At 67.7% G+C, this 24,639-nt stretch carries 17 protein-coding genes; 14 read left to right on the plus strand and 3 right to left on the minus strand.

The window, feature by feature from the left end; translation table 11 throughout:
* The first annotated feature begins 112 nt into the window (after window positions 1-112).
* From BBX35_RS15120 to BBX35_RS15140, 5 genes are all read left to right on the plus strand, one after another.
* Window positions 113-1,117 (plus strand): TRAP transporter substrate-binding protein, encoded by a 1,005-nt coding sequence (locus BBX35_RS15120; RefSeq protein ID WP_067221817.1) that lies wholly within the window; start codon window positions 113-115, stop codon window positions 1,115-1,117.
* 167 nt (window positions 1,118-1,284) lie between these two features.
* Window positions 1,285-1,770 (plus strand): TRAP transporter small permease subunit, encoded by a 486-nt coding sequence (locus BBX35_RS15125; RefSeq protein WP_067221819.1) that lies wholly within the window; start codon window positions 1,285-1,287, stop codon window positions 1,768-1,770.
* Complete coding sequence (locus BBX35_RS15130) at window positions 1,767-3,083, plus strand: TRAP transporter large permease (protein WP_067221821.1); 1,317 nt, start codon at window positions 1,767-1,769, stop codon at window positions 3,081-3,083. The genes BBX35_RS15125 and BBX35_RS15130 overlap by 4 nt, the downstream gene beginning before the upstream one ends.
* A complete protein-coding gene (locus tag BBX35_RS15135) occupies window positions 3,080-4,444 on the plus strand; it encodes a malonyl-CoA decarboxylase (RefSeq protein WP_067221823.1) in 1,365 nt (454 codons plus the stop codon). Before BBX35_RS15130 ends, BBX35_RS15135 begins: the two co-directional genes overlap by 4 nt.
* Window positions 4,441-5,958, plus strand: a complete 1,518-nt coding sequence (locus BBX35_RS15140) for a malonate--CoA ligase (protein WP_067221825.1) — start codon at window positions 4,441-4,443, stop codon at window positions 5,956-5,958. The genes BBX35_RS15135 and BBX35_RS15140 overlap by 4 nt, the downstream gene beginning before the upstream one ends.
* A gap of 70 nt (window positions 5,959-6,028) precedes the next feature.
* On the opposite strand, the gene BBX35_RS15145 is transcribed toward BBX35_RS15140, so the two are convergent.
* Complete coding sequence (locus BBX35_RS15145; RefSeq protein WP_067221826.1) at window positions 6,029-6,592, minus strand: rhodanese-like domain-containing protein; 564 nt, start codon at window positions 6,590-6,592, stop codon at window positions 6,029-6,031.
* A 176-nt stretch (window positions 6,593-6,768) separates the two neighbouring features.
* On the minus strand, window positions 6,769-8,568 hold the full coding sequence (locus BBX35_RS15150; RefSeq protein WP_067221828.1) for a methyl-accepting chemotaxis protein: 1,800 nt from the start codon (window positions 8,566-8,568) through the stop codon (window positions 6,769-6,771).
* Window positions 8,569-8,824: 256 nt separating this feature from the next.
* Here BBX35_RS15150 and BBX35_RS15155 point away from each other — a divergent pair, with 256 nt between their 5' ends.
* From BBX35_RS15155 to BBX35_RS15165, 3 genes are all read left to right on the plus strand, one after another.
* Window positions 8,825-10,306, plus strand: a complete 1,482-nt coding sequence (locus BBX35_RS15155) for a helicase HerA domain-containing protein (RefSeq protein WP_067221830.1) — start codon at window positions 8,825-8,827, stop codon at window positions 10,304-10,306.
* A 212-nt stretch (window positions 10,307-10,518) separates the two neighbouring features.
* Window positions 10,519-11,646, plus strand: coding sequence for an efflux RND transporter periplasmic adaptor subunit (locus BBX35_RS15160; RefSeq protein ID WP_067221831.1), 1,128 nt, complete (start codon window positions 10,519-10,521; stop codon window positions 11,644-11,646).
* A 3-nt stretch (window positions 11,647-11,649) separates the two neighbouring features.
* Window positions 11,650-14,712, plus strand: a complete 3,063-nt coding sequence (locus BBX35_RS15165; protein ID WP_067221833.1) for an efflux RND transporter permease subunit — start codon at window positions 11,650-11,652, stop codon at window positions 14,710-14,712.
* A 608-nt stretch (window positions 14,713-15,320) separates the two neighbouring features.
* Here BBX35_RS15165 and BBX35_RS15170 read toward each other — a convergent pair.
* Window positions 15,321-16,130 carry an IclR family transcriptional regulator gene (locus BBX35_RS15170; protein WP_083206344.1) on the minus strand — a complete coding sequence of 270 codons (810 nt, stop codon included), beginning with the start codon at window positions 16,128-16,130 and terminating at the stop codon, window positions 15,321-15,323.
* A 231-nt stretch (window positions 16,131-16,361) separates the two neighbouring features.
* Between BBX35_RS15170 and BBX35_RS15175 the strand changes: the two genes are divergently transcribed.
* From BBX35_RS15175 to BBX35_RS15200, 6 genes are all read left to right on the plus strand, one after another.
* Complete coding sequence (locus BBX35_RS15175) at window positions 16,362-17,903, plus strand: M81 family metallopeptidase (protein WP_067221835.1); 1,542 nt, start codon at window positions 16,362-16,364, stop codon at window positions 17,901-17,903.
* Window positions 17,904-18,062: 159 nt separating this feature from the next.
* Complete coding sequence (locus BBX35_RS15180) at window positions 18,063-19,649, plus strand: ABC transporter substrate-binding protein (RefSeq protein ID WP_067222636.1); 1,587 nt, start codon at window positions 18,063-18,065, stop codon at window positions 19,647-19,649.
* A 238-nt stretch (window positions 19,650-19,887) separates the two neighbouring features.
* Window positions 19,888-20,829 carry an ABC transporter permease gene (locus BBX35_RS15185; RefSeq protein WP_067221836.1) on the plus strand — a complete coding sequence of 314 codons (942 nt, stop codon included), beginning with the start codon at window positions 19,888-19,890 and terminating at the stop codon, window positions 20,827-20,829.
* A gap of 87 nt (window positions 20,830-20,916) precedes the next feature.
* Entirely contained in the window at window positions 20,917-21,771 is an 855-nt protein-coding gene (locus BBX35_RS15190; RefSeq protein WP_244271651.1) for an ABC transporter permease, read from the plus strand.
* Between the two features lie 2 nt (window positions 21,772-21,773).
* Complete coding sequence (locus tag BBX35_RS15195) at window positions 21,774-23,435, plus strand: ABC transporter ATP-binding protein (protein WP_067221839.1); 1,662 nt, start codon at window positions 21,774-21,776, stop codon at window positions 23,433-23,435.
* A gap of 37 nt (window positions 23,436-23,472) precedes the next feature.
* On the plus strand, window positions 23,473-24,636 hold the full coding sequence (locus BBX35_RS15200) for a M20 aminoacylase family protein (RefSeq protein WP_067221841.1): 1,164 nt from the start codon (window positions 23,473-23,475) through the stop codon (window positions 24,634-24,636).
* The last annotated feature ends 3 nt before the right edge of the window (window positions 24,637-24,639 follow it).

Raw genomic sequence — 24,639 nt, forward strand, 5'->3', positions numbered from 1 at the left:
CGTGGTCACCTTTCATCGAGGCGGGCTGCCCCTGGGAAGAGGGGGGCGGCTACCGTCCGTACATGCAAGCCGGCGGCCGCGAACATGGCCGGCCGGCACTGGGAGGAAACCAATGTTCAAGTCATTCACCAGGGCCGCTCTCGGCCTGACCACCGCCCTTGCCCTCGCCGTACCGGCTGCGCATGCCGCCGATGTCGTGCTCAAGGCCTCGCACCAGTGGCCGGGCGGCAAGGGCGACGTGCGCGACGAGATGGTCCAGATCCTGGCGCGCGAAGTGGCCAAGGCCAATGTCGGCGTCGAGATCAAGGTCTATCCGGGCCAGTCGCTGTTCAAGGCGAACGAGCAGTGGGGCGCCATGACCAAAGGCCAGCTCGACATCTCCGCCTTCCCGCTGGACTACGCCTCGGGCCGTCACCCGCAGTTCTCGGCGACGCTGATGCCGGGCCTGGTGCGCAACCATGACCGCGCCGCCCGCCTCAACACCTCGCCCTTCATGGACGACATCAAGAAGATCGTGAACGATGCCGGCGTCGTCGTCATCGCCGATGCGTGGCTGGCCGGCGGCTTCGCCTCCAAGAAACAGTGCATCACCTCGCCGGAGACGATGCAGGGTCAGGTGACCCGCGCGGCCGGCCCGGCCTTCGAGCAGATGCTGGTGGGTGCCGGCGCCTCGATCTCCTCCATGCCGTCCTCGGAGATCTACACCGGCCTGCAGACCGGCGTGCTCGACGCGGCCAACACCTCGTCCGGTTCGTTCGTGTCCTACCGCCTCTACGAGCAGACCACCTGCCTGACCGCGCCGGGCGCCAACGCCCTGTGGTTCATGTACGAGCCGATCCTCATGTCCAAGCGCAGCTGGGACAAGCTGTCCAAGGAGCAGCAGGACGCGCTGATGGCCGCCGGCAAGGTGGCCCAGGACTACTTCGCGGCCGAGGCCAAGGGTCTCGACGACAAGATGATCAAGGCGTTCAAGGATGCCGGCGTCGAGGTCGTGGAGATGTCGCCCGAGAACTACGACGCCTGGCTCGCCATCGCCAAGGAGACCTCCTACAAGAATTTCTCCGAGAACGTGCCCGGCGGCGAGGAGCTGATCGCCAAGGCTCTGGCGGTCGACTGATCGCCTGACGCCGGCGGCGGCACGCCGCCGGCAGTCGCCCTGCGCGGGACCGGTCCGGCCGGTCCCGCAACTTCCAACACCTGCGCTTGCCGATGCCGCCGGCGGTCCAGCCGGCCGGGGAGGGGCTTTGTCCCGGCGGGCGCCGATGCAACCGGAACCAAAAGGCGATGTCCTTCTACATAAACGCGGTCTCGGCCGTTTCGCGCTTCTTCGGACTGATCGCGATGGTGCTGACGGGAAGCGCCGCGCTGGTCGTCACGCACATGGTCATCGTGCGCTATTTTCTCGGCGGCTCGACCGTCTGGCAGACCGAATACGTCATCTATGCGCTGGTCGCCGCCACCTTCCTCGGCTCGCCCTACGTGCTGCTCAACAAGGGCCACGTGAATGTCGACCTGCTGCAGCTGCGCGCCGGTCCCGTTCCCCGCCGGATCATGCAGACCCTGTCGGCGCTGGCCGGCATTGCCTTCTGCGCGCTGCTCGCCTGGTCGGGCTGGATCTACTTCCACGAGGCCTGGTCCTACGGCTGGCGCACCAGCACCGTCTGGGCCATCCCGCTGTGGATCCCACTGCTGCCGCTGCCGCTCGGCGTCGGCCTGATGGTCCTGCAATACGTGGCTGAAATCATGAAAATTCAGGGAGGCGCGCGATGACGCCCATGCTCTGGGGCGCCGGCGTGCTCGTCGCGCTGCTCGCGCTTCTCGCGGTCGGAACGCCGATCGCCTTCGCCCTCGGCCTCGTGTCGATCCTCGCCCTGATCCTCGCCGACGGCTGGGGCAGCGTGTCGATCCTCGGCGAGACCTTCTTCGGCGGCCTGGCCTCGTTCGGCCTGGTGTCGATCCCCATGTTCATCCTGATGGGCGCGGCCGTTGCGTCCTCGCCTGCCGGCAAGGACCTCTACGAAGCGCTCGACCGCTGGCTGAACCGGGTGCCCGGCGGCCTCGTCCTGTCCAACCTCGGTGCCTGCTCGATCTTCGCCGCCCTGTCCGGCTCGTCCCCGGCCACCTGCGCCGCCATCGGCAAGATGGGCATCCCGGAGATGACCAAGCGCGGCTATCCGAACGAGATCGCCGCCGGCTCCATCGCCGCCGGCGGCACGCTCGGCATCCTCATCCCGCCGTCGGTCACCATGATCGTCTACGGCATCGCCACCGAGACCTCCATCGGCCGCCTGTTCCTGGCCGGTCTCCTGCCGGGCCTGATGCTCACGGTCCTGTTCATGGCCTGGACCATCTACGACTGCCGCCGCCGCGGCGTCGGGCTCGACATGCTCGGCCGCCGCTTCTCCTTCCGCGAGCGCCTCGAGGTGCTGCCGCGCGTGCTGCCCTTCCTCGGCATCATCGCGGCGATCCTCTACGTGCTCTATGGCGGCGTCGCCACCCCGTCGGAGGCCGCCGGCGTCGGCGCGCTGTTCTGCCTCATCTTCGTGGCCGTGATCTACCGGCTGTGGAAGCTGTCGCTCTACAGCTCGCTGTTCCGCGACACGCTGAAGGAAAGCGTCATGATCATGATGATCATCGGCGCCTCGGAGCTGTTCTCCTTCGCCCTGTCCTCGCTGTTCATCACCCAGACCATCGCGGAGTGGATCTCCCTGCTCGACGTCAACAAGTGGGTGCTGATGGCGATCATCAACGCCTTCCTGTTGTTCGCCGGCTTCTTCCTGCCGCCGGTGGCGGTGATCCTGATGACGGCGCCGATCCTGCTGCCGATCATCATCCAGGCGGGCTTCGACCCCTACTGGTTCGCGGTCATCCTCACCATCAACATGGAGATCGGGCTGATCACCCCGCCGGTGGGCTTGAACCTCTATGTCATCAATGGCATAGCGCCCAACATCACACTGGGCGAGATCCTGCGCGGATCGCTCCCCTATGTCGGGTGCATGGTTGTCGGTATCGTCTTGCTGTGCCTGATGCCGGAGATCGCGCTCTGGCTGCCCAACCTCCTGATGGGACCCGCCCTATGAGCAGCAGCAGCTTCTTCAACGACCTTCTCGCCTCCATCGCCGAGCAGGGCCGCCACTTCCTCGACCTTCGGCGGGACCGTCCGCCGAGCGGCCGGGCGCTTGGCGACCTGTGCGAGGCGCTGCTGTCGGGGCGGGGCGAGGCCTCCGGCGTCGCCCTCGCCAAGGACGTGCTGGCGAGCTATGCGGCCCTTTCGCCGGAGGGGCGGGCCGAGTTCTTCGACGAGCTCGCCGCCCGCTTCGGCCCGGACCGCGACAAGGTCGAGGAAGCTGCCCGTGCCGTTCTGGAGGACCCGGCGGACGAAGCGCGCCTGCGCCGGCTCCATGCGGTCTCCGAGCCGCGCCGGCAGGAGCTGATCCGCCGGCTCAACCTGGCGCCGGGCGGCACTTCCGCGCTGGTCGGCATGCGGCGCGAACTGCTGGCGGGCCTGCGCGAGCATCCCGACTGGACCGATGTCGACCGGGACTTCGAGCACCTGTTCTCGTCCTGGTTCAACCGGGGCTTTCTCGTGATGCGCCGGATCGACTGGTCGACCCCGGCGGTGATCCTGGAGCGGATCATCCGCTATGAGGCGGTGCACGAGATTCGCGACTGGGACGACCTGCGCCGGCGCATCGACGTGCCCGACCGCCGCCTCTACGCCTTCTTCCACCCCGCGCTCGTCGATGATCCGCTGATCTTCGTCGAGGTGGCGCTGACCAAGGCGATCCCCGACGCGATCCCGCCGATCCTTGCCGAGCAGCGCAACGGCATCGACGGGGTGGAGGCCAATACGGCGGTCTTCTACTCCATCTCCAACTGCCAGGAGGGCCTGCGCGGCATTTCCTTCGGCAACTTCCTGATCAAGCAGGTGGTGGAGGAGCTGCGCCGCGACCTGCCCAACCTCAAGACCTTCGTCACCCTGTCGCCGGTGCCGGGCCTGCGTTCCTGGCTCGGCAAGGCGCTGGCGGAGGAGGGCCACCCGGCGCTCTCGATCCTGACGCCGGAGCTGCGCGAGCTCTTGGCGAACGGCGGCGGCGAGGCGCCGCTGCCGGAGGAGGCGCGCGAGCCCTTGCGGGCCCTTTGCGCCCATTACCTTGCCCGCGAGAAGCGCGGCGGCCGCAAGCCGCTCGATCCCGTCGCCCGCTTCCATCTGGGCAACGGCGCCCGGCTGGAGCGCATCAACTGGAACGCCGATCCCTCGCGCAACGGCCTGCGCCAGTCCTTCGGCCTGATGGTCAACTATCTTTACGATCTCGGCGATATCGAGAAAAACCACGAGGCCTTCGAGGCTCAGGGGACGGTCGCTGCCGCCAGCTCCGTCACCCGTCTGCTGAAATCCGTCCCAGAACTCAGGACACAGACACCGGATCCCGTCGCATGACGCAAGAAAACCATCTCTTCTCCCGTATCCGCGCCGCCATCCGCAACGAGCAGGCGCCCTTCATCGAAAAGCCCTCGGGAGAGGTCATCACCTATGGCGGGCTGCTGGCCCGCTCGGCCGCCTATGCCAACGCGCTGGTGGCGCTCGGCGTCAAGCCGGGCGACCGCGTCGCCGTGCAGGTGGAAAAGTCCGCCGATGCCTTGATGCTCTATCTCGGCACCGTGCGCGCCGGCGCCGTGTTCCTGCCGCTCAACACTGCCTACACTCCGGCGGAGATCGACTATTTCGTCGGCGACGCCGCCCCGGCCGTGCTGGTCTGCGATCCCGCCCGCCAGGAGGCGCTCGCGCCCATCGCGCAGAAAGTCGGCGCCCGGGTCGAGACGCTGGATCCCGAAGGGCGCGGCAGCCTCAGCGCTGCGGCGGATGCGGCTGCCACCGACTTCGACGACGTCGCCCGCGGCGCCGACGATCTCGCGGCCATCCTCTACACTTCCGGCACCACCGGGCGCTCCAAGGGCGCCATGCTCAGCCACGAGAACCTGACCTCCAACGCCTCGGTCCTCGTCGACTACTGGCGCTATTCCTCGGACGACGTGCTGCTGCACGCCCTGCCGATCTTCCACACGCACGGGCTCTTCGTCGCCACCAACGTGACGCTGCTGGCCGGCGGTTCGATGCTGTTCCTGCCGAAGTTCGATCTCGACGAGATCCTGCGTCTGATGCCGCGCGCCACTACCATGATGGGCGTGCCGACCTTTTACGCGCGCCTGCTCGGCACCGACCGCTTCACCCGCGAGCTCGCCGCCCACATGCGCCTGTTCGTCTCCGGCTCGGCGCCGCTCTCGGCCGAGGTGCACAAGGCCTTCAGCGCCCGCACCGGCCACGCCATTCTCGAGCGCTACGGCATGACCGAGACCAACATGAACACCTCCAACCCCTACGACGGCGACCGCCGTCCGGGCACCGTCGGCTATCCGCTGCCGGGCGTGGAACTGCGCATCGCCGATCCGGACAGCGGCAAGGTGCTGGCCCAGGGCGAGGTCGGCGTCATCGAGGTCAAGGGCCCGAACGTCTTCAAGGGCTACTGGCAGATGCCGGAAAAGACCGCGTCGGAGTTCCGCACCGACGGCTTCTTCATCACCGGCGACATGGGCCTCATCGACGAGCGCGGCTACGTCTCCATCGTCGGCCGCGCCAAGGACCTGATCATCACCGGCGGCTTCAACGTCTACCCGGCCGAGGTCGAGGCGGCCATCGACGAGATCGAGGGCGTGGCGGAGAGCGCGGTGATCGGCGTGCCCCATGCCGACTTCGGCGAGGGCGTCGTCGCCGTCGTCGCCCCGCACAAGGGCGTCTCGCTCGATCCGGACGCGGTGGTGACGCCGCTCGCTGAGCGTCTGGCCCGCTTCAAGCAGCCGAAGAAGGTCTACGTGCTGCCCGAGCTGCCGCGCAACACCATGGGCAAGATCCAGAAGAACGTCCTGCGCGACATGTACAAGGACACGTTCGCCTGATCGGTTAGGCCGAGCTCAGATACAGAAAGGCCGGCGGTGCGTCTCGCGCCGCCGGCCTTTTTGCATTTCGTTAGAACAGGTTCTCGACGGTGGTCAGGCCCAGCACCAGCCAGTCCTGCATGCCGCCGCGATAATAGTGGATCTTCTCCGCCGGGAAGCCCTCGCGCACCATCGCGCGGATCGCCTGCGGGCTCTGGCCGCAGGCCGGGCCGTTGCAGAAGGCGAAGACCTCCAGCGCGCCGCTGCAGTCCCACTTGCCCTGCTCGCCGGAGCAGCCCAGCTCGTCGAGCCGCATCGACACTTCGGTGTAGGGGATGTGGATCGAGCCGGGGATCGTCGACTTCACCCGCCACTCCATCGTCCGCATGTCGACGACGCGGGCCTTCTCGTCCTGGAGCGCGGCCAGCACTTCCAGCTCGCCGGCCGGCTGCACGCCGGGCACCGGGATCATCGGCTGCAGCACGCCGCCGATCAGCTGGGTGTCGTTCATCGTGCGGGTGATCTCGACCGGGCCGTCTTCGGTCTGGATGGTGACGGACTTGGTGTCCGGACCAAGATCGAGGGCCTCTTCCGCGGCAAGCGGAACGGTCGAGGCGGCAAGGCCCATCGCCACGAGGGCGGTCAGAAGACGCATCGGATTTCCTCCCGGTTGGGCCGTCGTCGCGGGCCCGTTACACATTCATGATTTCGAATGCGTGGCCGTTACGCAAGCCGGAAATGGTCGGGCCTTGCGTTTTGTCGGAAGGAACGGCTGGAAGGAACCGAAAGGGAAGGGCGCCCGGCGGTGAGCCGGGCGCCCGTTCCAGGTATCTAGTGACCCTTGCACCGCGCCGCGGAGCCGTCGGCCGCGTCCCGCCGCCGCTCGAGGCTGCTGAGTTCGGTGTCGAAGGCCTCCGACAGCGCATCGAGCGCGGCCAGCACCTCGTGGCTCGCCTTGTCCAGATCGCCGAGCCGCGCGGCGGTGGTATCGGCATCGCCGGCCGCATGGGCGGCCAGCACTGCCTTGGCGGCGGCGTGCACCCGCTGATGCGGCGCCTGCACGGCCGTATAGGCCGGATGCGCGCGGACATTCTCGTTGTCGATCGCATCGTACCAGCGCCCGAGACGGCAACCGTGATGGTCGGGAACGGCGTCGGCGCTCCACTCGGCACGGCCGATCACCGTGTCCACCACCTTCTTCTTGAACAGCACGTGGTCGATCTTCGCCATCTCGCACAGCGAGCGGTGCGAGGTCGCATTGAACCAGGTCTGCGCGTTGTTGGAGAAGCGGTCGTTGCTCGACTGCAGCGTCGCGCTCATCGAGATCAGCTGGCGATCGTTCTCCGCCGCAAGGTCGGCAACGCCGGTAATGCTGACCGCAATCTCCTGGCTCGATTCCTTCTGCTGGCCGAGGATCTGCGAGATTTCCTGCATCCGCGCCGAGACTTCGCTGATCTGCGCGCTGATCGAGTGCATCTGCTCGTTGGCGCCCGAGATCGTCTCCTGTCCGCGCGTTACCGCTTCGCAGGAGCTGTCGATGGCCATCTGCGTCGTGCTCATGCCCGCGCGCAGCGCCGCGATGCGCTGGGTGATGTCTTCGGTTGCCTTCGCCGTCTGGGTGGCGAGGCTCTTCACCTCGCTGGCGACAACGGCAAAGCCGCGGCCCGCCTCGCCGGCGCGCGCCGCCTCGATGGTGGCGTTCAGCGCCAGCAGGTTGGTCTGGCTGGCGATGCTTTCGATCACCGACAAGAATTCGCCGATCTGCTCGGACGCCTTCTGCAGCTCGGCAAGGTTGGACGAGCTCTCCTGCGCGGTCGCGGCGATCTCGCCCATGCAGCGCGATACGTCGTCCATCGCGCGCAAGCCGTGCGCCACCGCCTCGTTCGTGGCGTCGGCCTGGCGTGCGGCGCTGTCGCTGTTGCTGGCGATCTGCTCGACCGAGGTGACCAGCTCGGTCGCGGCGGCGGAGATCGCCTGGCCGCTATCGCGCGCCCTGCGGGTGTTGCGGGAGAAGGTGGCCATGCCGATGGCCACGTCGTTGATGTCGGACACGGTGCCGGCCAGGCTGCGCAGCGAGGCCAGCTCGTTGTCCATCTTGTTTTCCTGCGCCTGCTGGCGCAGCACGCCGTTCTCGTAGGCGTCGTAGGAGACGATCATGTCGAGGAAGGTGCGGCTGACCAGCACCTGCAGCGTCTCGGCGAGTTTCGTCGGCTGCAGGCGGTGACGGCTGGCGAGCGCGGGGATCGCCTCCACGAGCAGCCGGCCGTAGGAGGCCAGATACCATTTCGGCTCCAGGTTGATGCGCACATGCGCTTCGCCGATCCTCACCGCACGCGCCTCGAACTCCGCGTCCGGCTCGTGGTTGAAGATGTAGTCCCAGTGGTCGGTCTGGGCGTTCTTCAGACGAGGCACGTTCTCGCCCTTGGCGCCGAGCTTGGGCGCCAGCGAGGGGTGCTTGGAGATGCTGGCATAGAAGCCGTCGAGGATGTCCGGCATCGCCGGCTTCAGCTTCTGCCACACGGCCTTGGCCTGGTCGGTGGTAAATTCGTCGGCACCGATGAAACCGGCAATCTCCTCGCCAAAATTCTGGGATTGCTTCGAGGAGGCGGTTTTCCGCGCTGCACTTGCCATTCTTTATCCTTCGCCAGTCGAGACGCTTTGCCGAGGTTTCGGACAGTCGGGTAAACAGTGAGCTAACGGTGAGCTAACAGTTCTGAATTATCGAATGTTTTCGAGCTTTTGCCGGCAACCCGGTCGCCCCGCTTTGGAGCGCAGGGCGAATCGCCGATAGTGGCGGGGTTCCCGCGAATGGCCCTTGCAATGCGCAGGCCGGGCTGCCATGCCGGCGGGACCGTTCGACTTTCACCACACGAGACCATCGGCACGCATGACTGTCAGCATCGACATGGGCGAGGTGAGGGGCGCGGGTTCTGCCGCCTCCTGCCAATTCGATCTCGAGGAGCTGCTCGCAACGCGCCTGCTCGTCCAGGGCAATTCGGGCTCCGGCAAGTCTCACCTGTTGCGCCGCCTGCTGGAGCAGAGCGCGCCCTGGGTGCAGCAGGTCGTCATCGATCCGGAAGGCGACTTCGTCACCCTGTCCGAGCGCTTCGGCCATGTCGTCGTCGATGCCGCCGGCAGCGAGCGCGACCTTGCGGTCATCGCAACGCGCGTGCGCGCCCACCGTGTGTCCGTCGTGCTCAATCTGGAAGGGCTGGAGCCCGACCGCCAGATGAAGGCCGCCGCCGTCTTCCTCAACACCCTGTTCGAAGCCGAGCGCGACCAGTGGTATCCGGTCCTTGTCGTCGTCGACGAGGCGCAGCTCTTCGCGCCGGCCGCCTCCGGCGATACGGGCGAGGAGGCGCGCCGCGTTGCCCTCGGTGCCATGACCAACCTGATGTGCCGCGGCCGAAAGCGCGGCCTCGCCGGCGTCATCGCCACCCAGCGCCTTGCCAAGCTCGCCAAGAACGTCGCGGCCGAAGCCTCCAACTTCCTGATGGGCCGCACCTTTCTCGACATCGATATGGCCCGCGCCGCCGACCTGCTCGGCATGGAAAAGCGCCAGGCCGAGGCTTTCCGCAATCTTGAGCGCGGCCATTTCGTGGCGCTCGGGCCCGCCGTCTCGCGCCGTCCCATGACGGTGCGCATCGGCGCGGTGGAAACCGCCGGCCGCGGCGGCGGGCCGCGCCTGACGCCGCTGCCGCAGGGGCGCCCGGAAGACCTGCAGGACTTGTTGTTCCAGCCGGCCAGCCAGGACGAGCGCGTCGCCGCCGAGCGCCCGCCGGTGCAGCACGCGATCCCCGCCTCGGAAGTGCTGGAGCGCCTGACCCGCCAGGCCGCCAAGCGGGAGGAGGTCGAAACCGAACCGCTCGACCGCGAGGCGCAAGACAAGGCGGTGGACGCCGTGATCGCCGAGCTGCTCGGCGACGGCGAGGCCGCGTTCCAGCCGATGGCCGCCCTCTACCAGGACTTTCTCGTGCGCTGCCGCATCGCCCGCCTGCCGGGCCGCCCGCCGGAACTGCCCGAGTTCCGCCAGCGGGTCGCGCTGGCGCGTGCCGGCGTCGAGGCCAGCGACATCGATCCCGCCGTCTGGTCGGCCGCCGAAACGGTTGCCGCCAGCCTTCCCGAGGAGATGCGCGGCGTCTACCTGCTGCTTGCCAAGGCGGCGCTGGAGGGGCGTCCCTGTCCGCCCGACAGCGAGATCGCCCGTGCCTATGGCACGCGCTCGCCGGGCCGCGCCCGCTGGCTCCTCACCCACATGGAGGAGCAGGGCGTGTTGGTCTGCGCCAACGACCTGCGCGGCAACCGGATCGTCACGCTGACGGACCTCGATTGCCGCACCGCGCCGCAGTCTTCGCGGGCGGTCGGCTGAGCCGGTTTTCCGCCTGCGTTCACAGTAATTTGACCGCCGATATTTGAGCAGTTTGCCCGATTGCTCGCCTTGTCAGTCCTGACAGGCCGGTTTAATCTTCGCGCAATTCTCATGCATAGCGCGGTTTCGGTCGTTCGCCGGGGGCTCGGGCCGCATGAACCTCGCCGGCCCGGCCGCCAGAGCCGACCGGTCAGCCTTGGGGTTGTTGCCAGATGAGCTACCGGAGCCTGCCTGCCGTCGGAACCGCCATCGTCGCGTTGGCGCTCGCCGGCGGCGTCGCCTATCTCAGCTGGTCGGACGGCCCGTCCTTCCTTGCCTCTGCAACCTCCACCGTCAGCACGTCTCCGGCCACCGCGTCCCCGGGCACGGCAGCCACCGGCCAGCGCCGCGGCGTCGCCGTGGAGACGGCGCCGGTGGGCACGCGCGACGTGGTGGAAGATATCCGTGCCTTCGGCACGCTGGTCGCCAACGAGTCCGTCGTCATCTCGCCGGAAATTGCCGGCCGCGTCGCGCGCATCGGCTTCGAGGAGGGACAGCGGGTCGGCGAAGGCGACGTCCTGGTCGAGCTGGACTCCCAGATCCTGCGCGCCGAGCTGGACAAGGCCAAGTCGGAAGTCTCGCTCGCCGAGGCCAATTTCGAGCGCGCCCGCCGTCTCGCCGAGCAGGGCAGCGGCACCTTGCGCGCTCGGGACGAGACCTCGCAGGGTTACACCGCGGCGCAGGCCAACGTGGCCCTTGCCGAGGCGCGCCTTGCCAAAACCTCCATCGCCGCGCCGTTCTCCGGCATCGTCGGCTTCCGCAACATCAGCGTCGGCGCCTATGTGAGCCCCGGCGACCGCATCGTCGAGCTCGCCAGCATCGATCCGCTGAAGGTCGAGTTCCGCGTCTCGGAGACCTACCTGCCGAACCTGCGGTCCGGCCTCCCGGTCACGGTGACCGTCGACGCGCTGCCCGGCGAAACGATCACCGGCAAGATCACCGCCATCGATCCCATCGTCGACGTGTCGGGCCGCGCCATCCGCCTGCGCGCCGAGCTGCCCAATCCGGACGGCCGCCTGTCGCCCGGTCTGTTCGCCCGCATCCGCATCGTCATCGAGGAGCGGTCCGAGGCGATGGTGGTGCCGGAAGCGGCCGTGTTCCGCGACGAGGGCAAGCTCTTCGTCTACCGGCTGGAGGACGGCAAGGCGGTGAAGACGCCCATCGAGATCGGCCTGCGCAGCCCCGGCGACGTGGAGATCCGCTCCGGCCTTGCCTCCGGCGCGGTGGTCATCACCGCCGGCCAGCTGCTGCTGCGCGACGGCGCCGCGGTCGAGGTGGTCGACGGTCCGCGCGGAGGCTGAGCCATGCTCGAGTTCTTCGTCCGCAAGCCGGTCTTCGCCACCGTCGTCAGCCTGATGGTGCTGCTGCTCGGCCTTGTCGCCTTCTTCCGCCTGGCCGTGCGCGAATATCCCAACATCGACCCGCCGGTCGTTTCCGTGCGCACGGACTATCCCGGCGCCAGCGCCGAGATCATCGAGTCGCAGGTCACCCAGGTCCTTGAGGGCTCCATCGCCGGCATCGGCGGCGTCGAGGTGCTGGAGAGCCGCTCGCGGCCCGAGTCCAGCCGCATCACCGTCCGCTTCCTGCTGACCGTCGACCCGGACGAGGCCGCCAACGAGGTGCGCGATCGTGTCAGCCGCGTGCGCGGACGCCTGCCGGACGAGGTGTCGGAGCCGGTCGTCTCCAAGGTCGAGGCGGACGCGCAGGCGATCATCTTCATCGCGCTGACCAGCGACCGGAACACCGCCATCGAGGTGTCCGACTATGCCGACCGCTACATCCGCGACCGGCTGCAGAACCTGCCGGGCGTCGCCGAGGTGCGGATCTTCGGCGAGCGGCGCTACGCCATGCGCGTGTGGGTCGACCGAACGCGCCTTGCCGCCTACGAGCTGACCGTCCAGGACGTCGAGAACGCCCTGCGCCAGCAGAATGTCGAGGTGCCCTCGGGCCGCATCGAGAGCGTCGACCGCGAGTTCACCGTGCTTTCGCGCACGGGCCTCACCACCAGCGAGCAGTTCCGCCGCATCGTCGTCAAGGACGCGGGCGGCTTCGCCGTACGGCTCGGCGATGTCGCGCGCGTCGAGATCGGGCCGGAGGACGAACGGCGAACCACCCGCTACCGCGGCGAGAACGCGGTGATCCTGGGCATCGTCAAGCAGGCGACCGCCAACCCGCTCGACGTCTCGCGGGCGATGAACGACGCCATGCCCGACATTCGCCGCGACCTGCCGGCGGGCATGAACGCCGACATCTCCTACGACCGCTCGATCTTCATCGACCGCTCCATCGAGGCCGTGTTCACCACCATCGGCGAGGCGGTGGTGCTCGTCGTCCTGGTGATCTTCTTCTTCCTGCGCTCGCTGCGCGCGACGCTCATCCCCATGGTGACGATCCCGGTCTCGCTGATCGGCTCCTGCATCTTCATCTATGCGCTCGGCTTTTCGATCAACACGCTGACGCTGCTGGCGATGGTGCTGGCCATCGGCCTCGTGGTGGACGATGCGATCGTCGTGCTGGAGAACATCCACCGCCACATCGAGAACGGCATGAAGCCGGTCCGTGCGGCCATCGTCGGCATCAGGGAGATCTCCGGCGCCGTCGTCGCCATGACGCTGACGCTCGCCGCCGTTTACACCCCCGTCGCCTTCGCCGACGGGCGCACGGGCAAGCTCTTCACCGAGTTCGCGCTGACGCTCGCCGCCGCCGTGCTGATGTCCGGCCTGGTGGCGCTGACGCTCTCGCCGATGATGTGCTCCAAGCTGCTCAAGGAGCACGAGAAGCGCGGCCGCGTCTCCGCCGCCCTTGAACGCGGACTCGACGCGCTGAACGAAGGCTACCGCCGCCTGCTGCTCGTTTCGCTGAAGGTGCGCTGGCTGATCGTGCTGATGGTCATTGCGGTCGCCGGCGGGTCCTGGGTGCTGCTGACGACGCTGAAGTCGGAACTGGCTCCGCTGGAGGATCGCGGCGTCCTGTTCATCTCCGGCTCCGCGCCGGAGGGCTCGACCATCGACTTCACCAGCCGCTACGCGACGCAGGTGGAGCAGCTGCTGGCCGACGTTCCCGAGGTCCGCTCCTATTTCGTCATCGCCGGCTCGCCGGAGGTCACCGACATCACCTCCTTCTCGCAGCTGGTGCCGTGGGAGGACCGCGAGCGCAGCCAGATGGAGATCGGCGCCGAGCTGCAGCCGCACATCCGCCGCGTCGCGGGCCTGCGTGCCTCGGTCAACAATCCCGGCTCCTTCGGCGTCAGCGCCCGTTCGCGCCCCATCGAGTTCATGATCCTCACCTCCGAGCCCTACGAGCGGCTCGACGAGATGGTCAACACGTTCCTGGAGGCCATCGAGGAGAACCCGAACCTCGTCAACGTCACCAGCGACCTTGCGCTGAACAAGCCGCAGATCGAGGTGGAGCTCGACCGCGACCGCGTCGCCGACATGGGCGCCGGGGTGCTCACCGTCGGCCGCACCATGGAAACGCTGCTCGGCGGGCGAAAGGTCACCCGGTTCAACATGAACGGCGAGCAGTACGACGTCATCGTCCAGGTCGACCCGTCCGGCCGCCAGACGCCGGGCGATCTGGAGGACATCTATGTCCGCGCCCAGAACGGCTCGATGGTCCAGCTGTCCAACCTGATCAGCGTGCGCGAGACCGTTTCGCCCAAGGAGCTCAACCGCTTCAACCAGCTGCGCGCGGCCAAGATCGCCGGCAACCTGGCGCCCGGCTACTCGCTCGGCGAGGCGCTGGACTATCTCGAGACGACGGCGCAGCGCGTGCTGCCCTCCAGCGCGCGCACCGATTACGGCGGCGTCTCGCGCGAGTTCCGACAGACGGGGTCCAGCCTCGCCTTCATCTTCGTGCTGGCGCTCGGCTTCATCTATCTGGTGCTGTCGGCCCAGTTCGAGAGCTTCGTCGATCCCTTCATCATCATGCTGACGGTGCCGCTGTCGATGCTGGGAGCGCTGGCGGTGATGCACCAGACCGGCGGCACGCTCAACATCTACAGCCAGATCGGACTGATCACGCTCATAGGCCTGATCACCAAGCACGGCATTCTCATCGTGCAGTTCGCCAACCAGCTGCAGGAAGAGGGCAAGAGCCGCCTCGATGCGGTGGTCGAGGCGGCGGCCCTGCGCCTGCGCCCGATTCTCATGACCACCGGCGCCATGGTCTTCGGCGCGGTGCCGCTGGCGCTCGCCGGCGGGGCGGGCGGCGAAAGCCGCCAGGCCATCGGCTGGGTCATCGTCGGCGGCATGTCCTTCGGCACGGTGCTCACGCTCTTCGTCGTGCCGACCGCCTACACGCTTTTCGCCCGCGACCGCTCGCGCAAGCGCGAGGCCGCCGTTCCCGCGGCCCATCCGGCGGAATAGGGCGGGCAGAGGTTGAAGAAAACGCCCGCCAAGGGTGCCTCTGGTTGCCGGATCTTCGGCCTTCGGCCTCGTCCGGGACGACATCCTGAGATGGGGGCACGACCCCACATCCTCTCTGCCGTCACCCCGGCCGCGCACAGCGCGCGCCGGGGCCCATTCGTTGCCAGAGCGGCGGCGAGGAGACGCCTGAGCGAATCCCACTCTCCGCCTGTCCTCCCGGTTTCGGCGCAGCCGAAGACCGGGATCCAGTAACCCCGAACGGTTCGAGTGAGGCCTCGGCAGTACAGCCGGAACGTCGGTAGCTGCTGGCTTCGCACCACCGCCCGCCCGGCGGATACTGGATACCTGCCTTCGCAGGTATGACAGCCGAGAGTGGGATAAGCGCCTTCCATCTCATGCCTGCCCATCTGCCTCTCCTGCCGCGCGCTCCTCTCTCTTCCCGCGTCATCCCGCACGAAGCGAAGCGGAATGCGGGATCGGCGAGCCGAGGGCCTGTCGAAGGCACTCCCGAACAACACCAAGACCGCCGTGGCTCCCCGATCCTGGGTCTCGCGATGCTCGCCCGGGAGGACGCCGGGATGGGTCGAAGAGCGGGGTGGCCCGCCCCCTCACGCGCGGCTGATCGCCCGCGCCGCCGATTGCGCCAGCGGCGCGAAGCGCTGGGCGAAGTCCTCCGGCTGCCATTCCGACAGGGAGCCGGCGACATGGATCGCGGCGACCGGGCGCCCGTCCGGCCCGGTGATGGCGACGCCGATGGCGATCTCGCCCGGCACCACCTCTTCCAGCGCCAGCGCATAGCCGAGCTCGCGCGCCTCGCGCACCTTCTCGCGGATCGCGTCCGGGTCGGTGATCGTCTTCACCGTGATCGGCTTCAGGTCCGACCGGGCGAGGATGTCCTCGACCTCCGCGTCGCTCAGCAGCGCCAGCATCGCCCGCCCGCCGCTTGCACAGAACGTGGGCACGGAATGGCCCACCAAAGTGGCGAAGAAGGTCTCCCGCTTGCTCTGGTTGCGCGCGGCGTAGACCACACGCAGATCGTCGAGCAGGCTCAGGTCGACGCGCTCGCGCACATTGCGCCGCAGCTCCAGCAGGATGGGCGTTGCGCGCTCCACCAGGGGATTGAGTCGCAGATAGTCGAGCGAGTGGTCAAGCAGCCGCAGCCCGGGCACGAAGCCCCGGTCGGTCGGGTCGCGCTCGATATAGCCAAGCTGCCGCAGCGTATGGACGAACCGCTGCGCCGTGCTCTTGCCCATACCGGCCGCCGCGGCGATCTCGGCCAGTGACAGCGGCGCATCGCACTTGTGGAAAGCCGCCATCACATCGGCGGCGCGGGCGATGGAGCGCACGAACAGCGGATCGCGGGCCTGTTCCTCGGGCGTTCCGGCCTTGGGCCTGGCACGTGGCGACCAGCTCGTCATGTCGGGCTCCCTTCAGAAACGGTCTGCTTAGAAAACAGCATTGACTCGTCAACTTCGCCATTCGTATCGTAACAAAATAATACGATCGTATTATATTTCAATACGAACTGGAGTTCCGATGGTTCGCAGGCTGGTTCGAGGTCTGAAACTCCTTCGCGCGGCGCCCCGGCATCTTGTGCCGGTCGCCCCTGCCGCAACGTCCTCCAGCCTCGCCTTCTGCGGAGTCGTCCGATGAGCCGTCGCGTCGCCCTTGCGGGCTTCCTGCACGAAACCAACACCTTTGCGCCTTCGCTCGCCACCATGGCCGAGTTCGAGCAGGGCGGCGGCTACCTGCCGCTGTCGCGCGGCGCGGAGATCCTGGAGCGCGCCGTCGGCGTCAATCTCGGCATTGCCGGCAGCATCGATCATGGCCGCACTGCGGGCTGGGACATGGTCCCGGTGCTGTGGACCGGCGCGATTCCCTCCGCCCATGTCACCCGCGAGGCCTACGAGCGCATTGCCGGCGAGATCGTCGCCGGCATCGCCGCGGCCGGCCCGCTCGACGGCGTCTGCCTCGACCTGCACGGCGCGATGGTCGCCGAACATCTCGACGACGGCGAGGGCGAGCTGATCGCCCGCGTGCGCCAGGTCGTCGGCCCGGACGTTCCCATCGCCGTCAGCCTCGATCTGCACGGCAACACGACGCAGCTCATGGTCGATTCTGCCGACCTGCTGGTCGCCTTCCGCACCTATCCGCATGTCGACATGGCCGAGACAGGCCGCCGCGCGGCGCAAGGGCTGGACCGGTTGATGCAGCGCGGCAAGCCCTTTGCCCATGCCTTCCGCCAGCTGCCCTTCCTGATCCCGATCCCCTGGCAGTGCACCTTCATCGAGCCGGCCCGCACCCTCTACCGCGAGCTGGAGGAGATGGAGGGCGGCGACGTCGCCAGCCTCTCCTACTGGATGGGCTTTCCGGCCGCCGACATCGCCGACTGCGGCCAGACGGTGCTTGCCTATGGCGAGACCCAGGAGGCGGCCGACAGCGCCGCCGACCGCCTGGTCGCGCGCATCATGGAAAGCGAAGCCGCCTTTGCCGGCCGGGCCTTCGATCCGGACGAGGGCGTCATCGAGGCCATGCGCATCGCCAGGGACGCCACCCGCCCGGTGGTCATCGCCGACACGCAGGACAATCCCGGCGCCGGCGGCGATTCCAACACCATGGGCATGCTCAAGGCCCTGCTGCGCAACGGCGCTGAGAACGCGGCCATCGGCCTGATCGTCGATCCGGCGGCTGCTCGCGCGGCCCATGCGGCCGGGGAGGGGGCGGAGATCGCCATCGCGCTCGGGGGGCAGTCGAATGTTCCCGGCGACAGCCCGCTGGAGGCGACCTTCCGCGTCGAGGCCCTGTCCGACGGATCCCTGCATGCGACAGGGCCGTACTACGGTGGCACCCGCATGAATGTCGGCCCCTCCGCCTGCCTTGCCATCGACGGCGTGCGCGTGGTGGTGGCCAGTCACAAGACCCAGATGGCCGATCTGGCGATGTACCGCTATGTTGGTATCGAGCCGACGCGCATGGACATCCTCGTCAACAAGAGCTCGGTGCATTTCCGGGCCGATTTCGATCCTATTGCCGAGACCGTTCTCGTCTGCACCGCCCCGGGGCCCATGCCCCTCGATCCGGCGGATCTTGCATGGACGAAGCTGCGTCCCGGCATGCGCCTGTCGCCCGGCGGTCCGGTTCACGACCCGGACCGTCCCGCGGCGAAGATGCCGCAAGCTCTGGAGGGCTGATCCGCTACCGGCGAAGAGGTCTCAAGGGGTTTGCGTTGCGGAGCGGGGGGAGTTTCCGCTCCAAAAATAAAAAGAAAATCACCTGACCAGAAAAAGGGAAGCATCATGTTGCATGACACTGTCACCACCCGCCTGTCCCGGCCCCGCAAGGGCTGGGCGATGAAGGCCCGCCACACCGTCGCCGGCCTGCTTGCCGGCGCGCTCCTGGCCGGTACCGGTCTCGTCACCCCGGCCGACGCCGCCGGCAAGACCATCACCGCGGTGATGCATTCGGGCCTGCGCGTGCTCGACCCGATCATCACGACGGCGCATATCAGCCGCAACCACGCCTACATGATCTACGACGTTCTGGTCGCGGTGGACGAGAACTTCACCCCGCGTCCGCAGATGGCCGACTGGACGGTCTCCGACGACGGCCTGGCCTACACCTTCACCCTGCGCGACGGGCTGAAGTTCCATGACGGCGCCCCGGTCACCTCGGCCGATGCCATCGCCTCGCTGACCCGCTGGGGCAAGCGCGATTCCGGCGGCCAGCTGATCTTCGACATCACCGAGAGCCTGGAAGCCAAGGACGACAAGACCTTCGTCTGGACGCTGAAGAGCCCGTTCCCGGCGCTGCTCGACACGGTCGGCAAGCAGTCGGCGCTGCCGCCCTTCATCATGCCGGAGCGCGTCGCCAGCGGCCCGGCCGATGCGGCGATCACCGACTATGTCGGCTCCGGTCCCTTCGTCTTCGTCGAGGAAGAGTACCAGCCGGGCGTCTCCGTCACCTATCGCAAGTTCGAGGACTACGTTCCGCGCGACGAGCCGGCGAGCTGGATGGCCGGCGGCAAGGTGGTCAACGTCGACGAGGTCAAGTGGGTGACCATGCCGGACGCCCAGACCGCCATCAACGCGATCATGTCGGGCGAGATCGACTATATCGAGCAGGTGCAGATCGACCTTCTGCCGATCCTCGCCTCCAGCGAGGACGTCACGGTCGAGACCCGCGACGATCTCGGCTACCAGACCATCGGCCGGATGAACTTCAAGCATCCGCCCTTCGACAACAAGCAGATCCGACAGGCCGCCCAGATGGCCCTCAGCCAGGCCGATGTCCTCGGCACGCTGATCGGCAATCCGGACTACTACACGGTCTGCGGTGCGATCTTCGGCTGCGGCACCCCGCTCGCCGACGAGTCCGGCGCCGAGACGCTGATCTCCGGCGGCGATGTCGAGGGCGCCAAGAAGCTGCTCCAGGAGGCGGGCTATGACGGCACGCCGGTCGTCCTGATGCAGCCGACGGACGTGGTCAGCCTCACCGCCCAGCCGGTGGTAGCGGCCCAGGCGCTGCGCAATGCCGGCTTCAACGTCGACATGCAGCCGATGGACTGGCAGACGCTGGTGACGCGTCGCGCCAGCCAGGCCAAGCCCTCCGAGGGCGGCTGGAACATCTTCTTCACCAACTGGCTGGTGCCGGAGATCAACTCGCCGCTCATCAGCCCGATGCTGAACGGCCGCGGCGACAACGCCTGGTTCGGCTGGCCGACCGACGAGACGATGGAGGCCCTGAAGGCCGAGTTCATCGCCGCCGATACGCCGGAGAAGCAGAAGGAAGTGGCGGTCAAGATCCAGAAGCACACTCTGGACAACGTCCTCTACATCCCGCTCGGCCAGTATGCGTCGCCGCAGGCGCGCAGCAACAAGCTGACCGACATGCTGCCCTCGCCGGTTCCGGTCTTCTGGAACGTCAAGAAGGCGGACTGACCGGGTCCTGAGATCCGCCGCCCGGCCCTCGCGGCTGGGCGGACGGCTCGCAAGATCCCGTGAAGCGCGTCTTTCGAAAAGACGCAGGCTGCGATCCCCGATGCGGACCGGCAATGCCGGCCCGCGCCCCGTTGCCGTGTCCGCGCCCGTTTCGGCGTGAGACGGCAGGGCGCTCGCACCTCGATGTCCGGCGGAACGATCCGTTCCGCGCAACCAGGTCCAGGAGCAGCAACCCGCGATGCTAGGCTATATCCTGCGGCGCATCCTCGCCGTCATCCCGGTGATGATCATCGTCGCCGTCTTCGTCTTCCTGCTGTTGCGGCTGACGCCGGGCGATCCGGCGGCGATCATTGCCGGCGACATGGCAACGCCCGCCCAGCTGGAGCGCATCCGCACCTCGCTCGGCCTGTCCGAGCCGCTGCACATCCAGTTCATCACCTGGGTCGGGCTGCTGCTGCAGGGCGACCTCGGCACCTCGCTGATCTCCAACACCGCGGTCACGACGATGATCGGCCAGCGCATCTGGCCGACGATCAACATCGCCATCATGACCATCCTGCTGTCGGTGGCCATCGCCGTGCCGATGGGCGTGCTCGCCGCCTGGCGGCACCGCACCTGGGCCGACTACGCGGTGATGAGCTTTTCGGTGCTCGGCTTTTCGATCCCCGTCTTCGTCATCGGCTATCTCTTCATCCAGGTCTTCTCCATCGAGCTTCGCTGGCTGCCGGTGCAGGGCTATGCCGCCCCGTCCGACGATTTCGGCCGCTTCCTTGCGCGGGCGATCCTGCCGTGCCTGACGCTGGCGACGATCTATGTGGCGCTGATCGCCCGCATGACCCGCGCCTCCATGCTGGAAGTGCTCGGCGAAGATTACATCCGCACCGCCCGCGCCAAGGGCGTCACCGAGCGCATCGTCCTGTTCCGCCATGCGCTGCGCAATGCGGCCGTGCCGATCATGACCATCATCGGCACCGGCTTCGCGCTGCTGATCGGCGGCGTCGTGGTGACCGAGAGCGTGTTCAACATCCCCGGCATCGGCCGGCTCACGGTCGATGCGATCCTGGCCCGCGACTATCCCGTCATCCAGGCGATGATCCTGCTGACCAGCGGTCTCTACGTCTTCATCAACCTGCTGATCGACCTGTCCTACACCCTGTTCGACCCGAGGATCCGCTACTGATGGCCCGCCCGTTCCAGGACCTTGCGTCCCTTGCCCAGAGGAAAAGGAGGACGCTCGATGCAGGCTGACCCGCAACCCGCCTCCCGCATGCAGTGGCTGTTCGGGGCCATCGCCCTGCCGGCCGGCTGGCGCCTCGGCGCCGGACCCGTCATCGCTGCCGTCGTGCTGGTGGTGATCGTCGCCTCGGCGCTGCTGGCGCCGCTCATCGTGCCGCACGATCCCATGACCATGGACGCCGTCCAGCGTCTCAAGGGACCGAGCGAGATGCATCCGCTCGGCACCGACGCCTATGGCCGCGACGTGCTCTCGCGCGTCGTCACCGGCGGGCGCATCTCGCTGCTGATCGGCATCGGCGCGGCCGTCGTCAGCGTGCTGATCGGCCTGATGATCGGCCTCGTTTCCGGCTTCTTCCGCACCGCCGACGCCATCATCATGCGCGTGATGGACAGTCTGATGGCGATCCCGTCGATCCTGCTGGCCATCGCGCTGGTGGCGCTCAACGGGCCGAGCATCTGGTCGGTCATGGCGGCGATCACCATCCCGGAGATCCCGCGCGTGGTGCGGCTGGTGCGCTCCGTCGTTCTGTCGGCGCGCGAGGAGCCTTACGTCGAGGCGGCCATCGCCCTCGGCTCCTCCATGCCCAAGATCCTGTGGCAGCACCTGATGCCCAACACGCTGGCGCCGCTGACCGTGCAGGGCACCTATATCTGCGCCTCCGCCATCCTTACCGAGGCGATCCTCTCGTTCCTCGGCGCCGGCGTTTCCACCGAGATCCCGACCTGGGGCAACATCATGGCCGAGGGCCGCGTCTACTTCCAGCTCAAGCCCTCGCTGATCTTCTGGCCGGGCCTGATGCTGTCGCTGTGCATCCTGTCCATCAACCTGCTCGGCGACACGGCCCGCGACGTGCTCGATCCGCGCCTGAAGAAGCGGGAGGCGTGACCATGCTGTTCAAGACCCGCACATTCGACGAGGCTCCGAACGTCCTCACCGTTACCGACCTGACGGTCCGCCTCGCCGGCAACAAGACCGCCAACCCGATCCTCGACGGTATCTCGCTGCAGATCCGCGAGGGCGAGACGGTCTGTCTCGTCGGCGAGAGCGGCTCGGGCAAGTCGGTGACCTCGCTCGCCGTCATGGGGCTGCTGCCCAAGGGCGCGCTCGAGGTGGCCGGCGGCCGCATCGAGCTGGAAGGCCGCAACCTGCTGGAGTTCTCGCCCCAGGCGATGCGCGAGATGCGCGCCAGCAAGATCTCGATGATCTTCCAGGAGCCGATGACCGCGCTCAATCCGGTCATGCGCGTCGGCGCCCAGATCGAGGAAGTGCTGGACACCCATGCCAAGCTTCCGACGCGGGAGAAGAAGGCCCGCGTCCTCGACATCATGAACCAGGTGCACCTGCCGGACGTGGAGCGCATCTACCGCTCCTATCCGCACCAGCTGTCGGGCGGCCAGCGCCAGCGCATCATGATCGCCATGGCGCTGATCCTGGAGCCGAAGCTGCTGATCGCCGACGAGCCGACCACCGCGCTCGACGTCACCACCCAGCAGCAGATCCTCAGCCTGATCGCCGAGCTGCAGGAAAAGCACGGCACGGCGGTTCTGTTCATCACCCACGACATGGGCGTGGTGGCGGAGATCGCCGACACGGTCCACGTCATGCAGCTCGGCAAGCTGGTCGAGCATGCGCCGGTGGAGGAGCTGCTGCGCCGGCCGAAGGAAGACTATACCCGCCGCCTGCTGAAGTCGGTGCCGAGCCTGACGCCGCGTGCCGCCCGGCCCGTGCCGGAGGGCGCTCCGGTGATCTCCGTCGACGGGCTGCAGAAGGTCTACGGCTCGCACGGCGTCTTCCGCAAGACGAAGGAGACCCTTGCCGCCAGCGAGGTTTCCTTCGCGATCCCGAAGGGCCGCACGCTCGGCATCGTCGGGGAGAGCGGCTCGGGCAAGTCGACCGTGGCGCGCTGCGTCATGCGGCTGATCGATCCGACCGACGGCTCCATCCGCGTTGCCGACAAGGAGATCGCACGGCTCTCGCGGCGCGAGCTGCGGCCGTTCCGGCGGCACATCCAGATCGTCTTCCAGGATCCGTTCCGCTCGCTCAATCCGCGCTGGACCGTCGGCCGCAGCCTCATCGAGGGGCCGCTGAACCTCGGCACCGACAAGGACGCGGCGATGGCGAGGGCCCGCGAGCTGATGAAGCTGGTCGGCCTGCCGGACGATGCCGTCGACCGCTACCCGCACCAGTTCTCGGGCGGCCAGCGCCAGCGCATCGCCATTGCCCGCGCCATCGCCATGGAGCCGGACGTGCTGGTCGCCGACGAGGCGGTCTCCGCCCTCGACGTGTCGGTGCAGGCGCAGGTGCTGGAGCTGCTCGACGAGCTCCAGTCGAAGCTCGGCATCGCCATTCTCTTCATCACCCACGACCTGCGCGTCGCCGCGCAGATCTGCGACGAGGTGGTGGTCATGCAGCACGGCCGCGTCGTCGAGCATGACGCCGCCGACAAGGTCCTTGCCGACCCCAAGCATCCCTATACCCGCGCCCTCATCGAGGCCGCCCCCGGCCGCGCCTGGGATTTCGCCAATTTCCGCGAGCTGCGGACGGCCTGATCCCACGCGCCAACAACGACACCTGGAGGATTTGGAAATGCCCGTATTGCCGCAGATTGCCGGTTATGCCGACGAACTCACCGCCATCCGCCGCGACTTCCACGAGCACCCGGAGATCGGGTTCCAGGAGGTCCGCACCTCCGGCATCGTCGCCGAGCTCCTGCGCAAGTGGGGCGTCGACGAGGTCCATACCGGCATCGGCAAGACCGGTGTCGTCGGCATCATCAAGGGCAACGGCGAGGGCGGACGCACGGTCGGCCTGCGCGCCGACATGGACGCCCTGCCGATGGACGAGCTGACCAACCTGCCGTATTCGTCCAAGAACCCCGGCGCCTTCCATGGCTGCGGCCACGACAGCCACACCGCCATGCTGCTGGGCGCGGCGCGCTATCTCGCCTCCACCCGCAACTTCTCCGGCACGGCGGTGATGATCTTCCAGCCGGCGGAGGAGGGGCTGGGTGGTGCCCGCGCCATGCTCGCCGACGGCCTGTTCGAGCGTTTCCCCTGCGACGAGATCTACGGGATGCACAACAACCCGCTCGCTCCGCCGGAAGAGTTCGGCATCAAGCCGGGACCGGCGATGGCGGGGGCCACCTTCTTCGACATCACCATCAACGGGGTCGGCAGCCACGGCGCCATGCCGCACCATTCCCGCGATCCGATCATCATCGCCAGCGCCCTGGTGCAGAACCTGCAGACCATTGTCAGCCGCAATGTCGAGGCGACCGAGCCGGCGGTGTTCTCCGTCACCCAGATCCATTCCGGCTCGGCCTACAACGTGGTGCCGGACAAGGCGGTGATCTCGGGCACCATCCGCTACTTCTCCGACCATGTGCGCGATGTCATCCACCAGCGTGCGGAGAAGATCTGCGCCGGCTTCGCCGAGGCCTACGAGGTCGAGATCATCGCCGACCTGCGCCCGACCTTCGACGTCTTGATGAACGATGCCGACCTTGCCGAGGCCTATCGCGAGGCGGCGGGCGAGATCGTCGGCGCGGCCAAGGCGACGGTCACCAAGGACCTGATGACCGGCAGCGAGGACTTCGCCGACATGCTCAAGGTGGTTCCGGGCGCCTATTGCACCCTCGGCCACAAGGGCGACGTGCCGGTCCACAATCCCGGCTTCCTGCTCGACGACGACATGCTGCCGATCGGCGCCAGCATCATGGCCCGCATCGTCGAAAAGCGCATGCCGCTCTGACGC

It is taken from the genome of Stappia indica (assembly GCF_001696535.1).
Taxonomy (GTDB): domain Bacteria; phylum Pseudomonadota; class Alphaproteobacteria; order Rhizobiales; family Stappiaceae; genus Stappia; species Stappia indica.

Coding starts and splice junctions, on each gene's coding strand:
- BBX35_RS15120 (WP_067221817.1), top strand. CDS start 113: ATGTTCAAGTCATTCACCAGGGCCGCTCTCGGCCTGACCACCGCCCTT.
- BBX35_RS15125 (WP_067221819.1), top strand. CDS start 1,285: ATGTCCTTCTACATAAACGCGGTCTCGGCCGTTTCGCGCTTCTTCGGA.
- BBX35_RS15130 (WP_067221821.1), top strand. CDS start 1,767: ATGACGCCCATGCTCTGGGGCGCCGGCGTGCTCGTCGCGCTGCTCGCG.
- BBX35_RS15135 (WP_067221823.1), top strand. CDS start 3,080: ATGAGCAGCAGCAGCTTCTTCAACGACCTTCTCGCCTCCATCGCCGAG.
- BBX35_RS15140 (WP_067221825.1), top strand. CDS start 4,441: ATGACGCAAGAAAACCATCTCTTCTCCCGTATCCGCGCCGCCATCCGC.
- BBX35_RS15145 (WP_067221826.1), bottom strand. CDS start 6,592: ATGCGTCTTCTGACCGCCCTCGTGGCGATGGGCCTTGCCGCCTCGACC.
- BBX35_RS15150 (WP_067221828.1), bottom strand. CDS start 8,568: ATGGCAAGTGCAGCGCGGAAAACCGCCTCCTCGAAGCAATCCCAGAAT.
- BBX35_RS15155 (WP_067221830.1), top strand. CDS start 8,825: ATGACTGTCAGCATCGACATGGGCGAGGTGAGGGGCGCGGGTTCTGCC.
- BBX35_RS15160 (WP_067221831.1), top strand. CDS start 10,519: ATGAGCTACCGGAGCCTGCCTGCCGTCGGAACCGCCATCGTCGCGTTG.
- BBX35_RS15165 (WP_067221833.1), top strand. CDS start 11,650: ATGCTCGAGTTCTTCGTCCGCAAGCCGGTCTTCGCCACCGTCGTCAGC.
- BBX35_RS15170 (WP_083206344.1), bottom strand. CDS start 16,130: ATGACGAGCTGGTCGCCACGTGCCAGGCCCAAGGCCGGAACGCCCGAG.
- BBX35_RS15175 (WP_067221835.1), top strand. CDS start 16,362: ATGAGCCGTCGCGTCGCCCTTGCGGGCTTCCTGCACGAAACCAACACC.
- BBX35_RS15180 (WP_067222636.1), top strand. CDS start 18,063: ATGAAGGCCCGCCACACCGTCGCCGGCCTGCTTGCCGGCGCGCTCCTG.
- BBX35_RS15185 (WP_067221836.1), top strand. CDS start 19,888: ATGCTAGGCTATATCCTGCGGCGCATCCTCGCCGTCATCCCGGTGATG.
- BBX35_RS15190 (WP_244271651.1), top strand. CDS start 20,917: ATGCAGTGGCTGTTCGGGGCCATCGCCCTGCCGGCCGGCTGGCGCCTC.
- BBX35_RS15195 (WP_067221839.1), top strand. CDS start 21,774: ATGCTGTTCAAGACCCGCACATTCGACGAGGCTCCGAACGTCCTCACC.
- BBX35_RS15200 (WP_067221841.1), top strand. CDS start 23,473: ATGCCCGTATTGCCGCAGATTGCCGGTTATGCCGACGAACTCACCGCC.